Genomic DNA, 3,493 nt, shown 5'->3' with positions numbered 1-3,493 from the left:
ATCTAGGTGCAGGCTCTACGCCAGATGCAGGGAGCAAGCGTGATCTGCTGGATCAACGGGTCGTTCGGGGCGGGCAAGACGACGCTTGCCGAGGAGCTGAGGCGACAGTGCTCTGACGCGCTGATGTTCGACCCGGAGGAGGTCGGGTTCATGCTGCGCGACATGGTCTCCCCTGCCCCGTCAGGAGACTTCCAAGACCTGCCCGCTTGGAGGCTCCTGGTCGTGGAGACCGGGCGGGTACTGGCGCAGCAGTACGGCCAGCTCGTCATCGCGCCCATGACCGTGGTCGATCCGGGATACGCGCGGGAGATTTTCGGCGGGCTGGCCGCCTACGGGATCCCGGTACGGCATTTCTTCCTCAAAGTGCCGGCCGCCCAGCTGCGGGAGCGGATCACCGGGCAGGTCATCCACCCCGACGACCCGAAGCGGGATGCCGAGGTCCGGCGATGGCGGCTGGCCCAGGTCGACCGGTGCACCACCGCCGAGGACACCCTGCCGAGCGACACGATCATCCTCGACGGCGAGTTGCCTGTATCAACCCTCGCAGACGAGGTGCTGCTGTCACTTGGGCAGGATGGCCGGCTCGTGCGGTGAGACGGCAGTGCTGCCGACGGCGCGGCCACGGGCGGCGGGCACCACAGAATTTGATCATCTGGTCGCCGGTGAGGAAAACCCGTCCCGGCGTCGTCGGGGTCGAGCAGGAGCGGGCTCAGGTCCGCAGCACGGCGATCTTGGACGTGGCGAGGTGGCCACCGAAGACGGTCTGAAGGAGGGTGAAGGCGAGGTCTCGCAGGGGCTCGGGAATGGGGCTTCTGGGAAGCTTGTGGCGGAGGCTGGCCGTCTGCGCCGCAAGCTCGTGTGACGGCTCGGTGCCGAGGATCGCGCGGGTCATGATGCTGGCGAGCTCGGGGATGTCGTCGGGTTGGAGGCCAAGCCAGGCCAGCTCGTTGACCCCGATCCGCAGGGCGGGTTCGGGAATTCCGGGCAGGTCGCCGAGGAAGTTGACCAGGATTCCAGCGTCGTGCAGTCGCCCGGCGGCATCGGCGGCTGCGATGCCATGCGGGGCGGTCCGCAGCCAGAGCTGGTGTCCCTTGCTGTAGCCGAACGTGGCGCCTTCCGGGGGCAGGCCATGGTCGGCCAGGCGCGCGCCGAGGGCGCGGGCGTTGGCGATGATCGAGCAGGGGTAGCCGGGGCAGCGTTCGGCGAACAGCGCGAGGGCCAGGCCGAGGGCGCAGGTGGCGCCGTGGTGGTGGCTGGAGATGACGTGCGGCTGGGCCACGCGGAGCAGGCGGGCGACCGCCTCGTCCCTGGTGGCGATGATGCCCTTCTGCGGGCCGGGGAGGGTCTTGTGGGTGGACCCCCCGAAGCTGTCGGCTCCGGCGTCCAGGGCACGGCCGATCAGGTCAGCGGCCGGGAACCGCAGAACCTGGTCGGGCAGCAGGAGAATGTTTCGCTCCGCGAACCAGGGCTGCGCGGAGAGCACGGCGCCCGTGCACTCCGCCAGTTCCGGGCGTTGGGTGGTGAACGCGACCGGCAGGCCCGCGGCTGCGGTCCTGGCGATGACGTGCCGGGCGGTGGCCTCCCTTCCCGGCCCGAGGACCATGACCAAGCGCAGCGCTGTGGCATGAGGCAACAGCAGGGCGAGGGTCTCGCCCAGCGGCGTGGACCCAGGTCCGAGCGGCAGGAGCTCCTTGCCGAACGGGAGGCCGAGGCGGCTCCCAGCCCCTGCGCAAGGGAGGATCACGGTCGATCTGTGGGAGGTCACTGGACGCCAGCCATGACGTGCACGCAGGCCTGGCCGATGACGGCGGCGATCCTACGGACCTGCTCCTCGGTGATGATCAGCGGCGGCGCGATCTGCAGCACCGCGCCCATCGGCCGGACCAACACGCCCCGGCGCATGCACTGCTCGGCCACCTGCCCTGCGAGTGCGTCGCTGGCCAGCTCCACCCCGGCCAGCAGCCCCCGGCCTCGGACATCCCGGACGGCGGGATGCCGCCGCAACCGCTCCAACTCACCGAGAAGAACGGTCCCGCGCTGGCGGGCGCGCCCGACGAGGCCGTCACGGTCGATCACATCCAGGCATGCCAGCGCCGCAGCACATCCGGTGGCGTGGCCCGAGGTGGTGTGCCCGTGCCGTAGCCCGCCCAGCAGTGGGTCGCCGGCGAACGCCTCGTAGACCGCCTGCGTAGTCGTGACCGCAGCAAGCGGGAAGTGCCCGCCGGTCAGGTGCTTCCCAGTCGTCACAAGGTCCGGGACGACCCCGTCATCGTGCTGGAAACCGAACATCCGGCCGGTCCGACCGAGACCGGTCATCACCTCGTCGACGATCAGCAGCACACCGTGCTCGTCACACGTCCGCCGCGCCCCGGCCAGACAGCCGTCGGGCAGCGGAATGACCCCGCCCACGCCACAGACGTCTCCTGCTCCCACCAGGCAATCGACCCCGTCGGAGGCGCAGGTGAAGGGCACTCACCGGCAACGCAATCACGCTCTCGCGCACTGGATCGGCAAGTCGGGCCGCAGCTACCAGCAGGTTGCCGACGAGGTATGCCGCCTCGCCCGACATCGCCGCCCTCCGGTGAACGCCGCGCCCGACAGCTCCCGGATCAGCCGGTGGGTCTCCGGCGAGCAGCCCCGCGGTGTCATGCCCGAGCTCCTCGCTGAAGCCCGCACCAGGCTTTGCGGCCTTTCCAAACCCCTCGACCGCGCCAGTATCGGTATGGACTCCGCCTCGCCAGGGCAGCGCGGTGTCCAGTTGCCCTGGCACCCGGACGCAGTCGTCAAATCGGTCCTTGATACGACCCGCAGCGACCTCACCAGTCCCCACCCGGATGGAACCGATCTGCTTACCGGCCCTGACCTCTTGAACGCCGTCTGCCCCTGGCTTGATCAGGATCCCGGCGAGCTTCCGCAGCCTGATCGTCCCGGACGCATTGGGTTGGCCGACGTCGAGAAGATCAGCGCGACCAGCGCCGCGTTCCGAACCTGGGACAACCAGCACGGCGGCGGCCTTTCACGCGACGCCGTCGTCGCCCAGCTCAAGGCAACCACCGAGTTGCTCTACCACGGCCGGATGACCGAAGCCGTCGGCCGCGAACTGTTCGCCGCCGTCGGCGATCTCGCAAGCGTCGCCGGCTGGATGACCCACGACGCTGGCCGCTCTCCGGAAGGACAGCGCTATCTCCTGCTCGGCCTGCGCGCCGCTCCCGAGGCAGGTGACACCGGTCTGGCCGCTCACTTGCTCAACTGCCTGGCCCGCGTCTCGGGCCACCTTGGCCGTGCCGACGACGCTTTGGAGATGGTCCAGCTCGCCCAGTACGGCACCCGTAAGCTCCCACCCTGCCGTATCAAGGCCGCCCTCGCCGCCCTCGAAGCCAGATACCTCGCCATCACCGGCGATCTCAGCGGCTTCCACCGCGCAGCAGGAGCAGCGGCCGACGGTATTGCCGCCGCCAGCCCGGACAGCGACCCCGAATGGGCCCAGTGAGCC

4 protein-coding genes are annotated in these 3,493 nt (G+C 69.8%); 2 read left to right on the top strand and 2 right to left on the bottom strand.

The annotated features are described in order from the left end of the window. Positions 1–39: 39 nt before the first annotated feature. The gene (locus AC08OX_RS16135; protein ID WP_476608578.1) at positions 40–594 is read left to right on the top strand and encodes an AAA family ATPase; all 555 of its coding nucleotides are present in this window, start codon (positions 40–42) and stop codon (positions 592–594) included. A gap of 115 nt (positions 595–709) precedes the next feature. Here AC08OX_RS16135 and AC08OX_RS16130 read toward each other — a convergent pair whose 3' ends face one another. Next, a complete protein-coding gene (locus AC08OX_RS16130; protein ID WP_476608577.1) occupies positions 710–1,744 on the bottom strand; it encodes a PLP-dependent aminotransferase family protein in 1,035 nt (344 codons plus the stop codon). 17 nt (positions 1,745–1,761) lie between these two features. Next, positions 1,762–2,409, bottom strand: a complete 648-nt coding sequence (locus AC08OX_RS16125) for an aminotransferase class III-fold pyridoxal phosphate-dependent enzyme (protein WP_476608576.1) — start codon at positions 2,407–2,409, stop codon at positions 1,762–1,764. A 238-nt stretch (positions 2,410–2,647) separates the two neighbouring features. On the opposite strand from AC08OX_RS16125, the gene AC08OX_RS16120 reads away from it, so the two are divergent. Continuing rightward, positions 2,648–3,490: a hypothetical protein gene (locus AC08OX_RS16120; RefSeq protein ID WP_476608575.1), complete on the top strand. Its 843-nt coding sequence runs from the start codon at positions 2,648–2,650 to the stop codon at positions 3,488–3,490. Positions 3,491–3,493: the final 3 nt, after the last annotated feature.

The sequence above is a fragment of the Frankia sp. CoBUL1 genome (assembly GCF_978021245.1).
The sequence above is the reverse complement of the archived record's forward strand: the minus strand, read 5'-3'. Positions and strand labels throughout refer to the sequence as shown.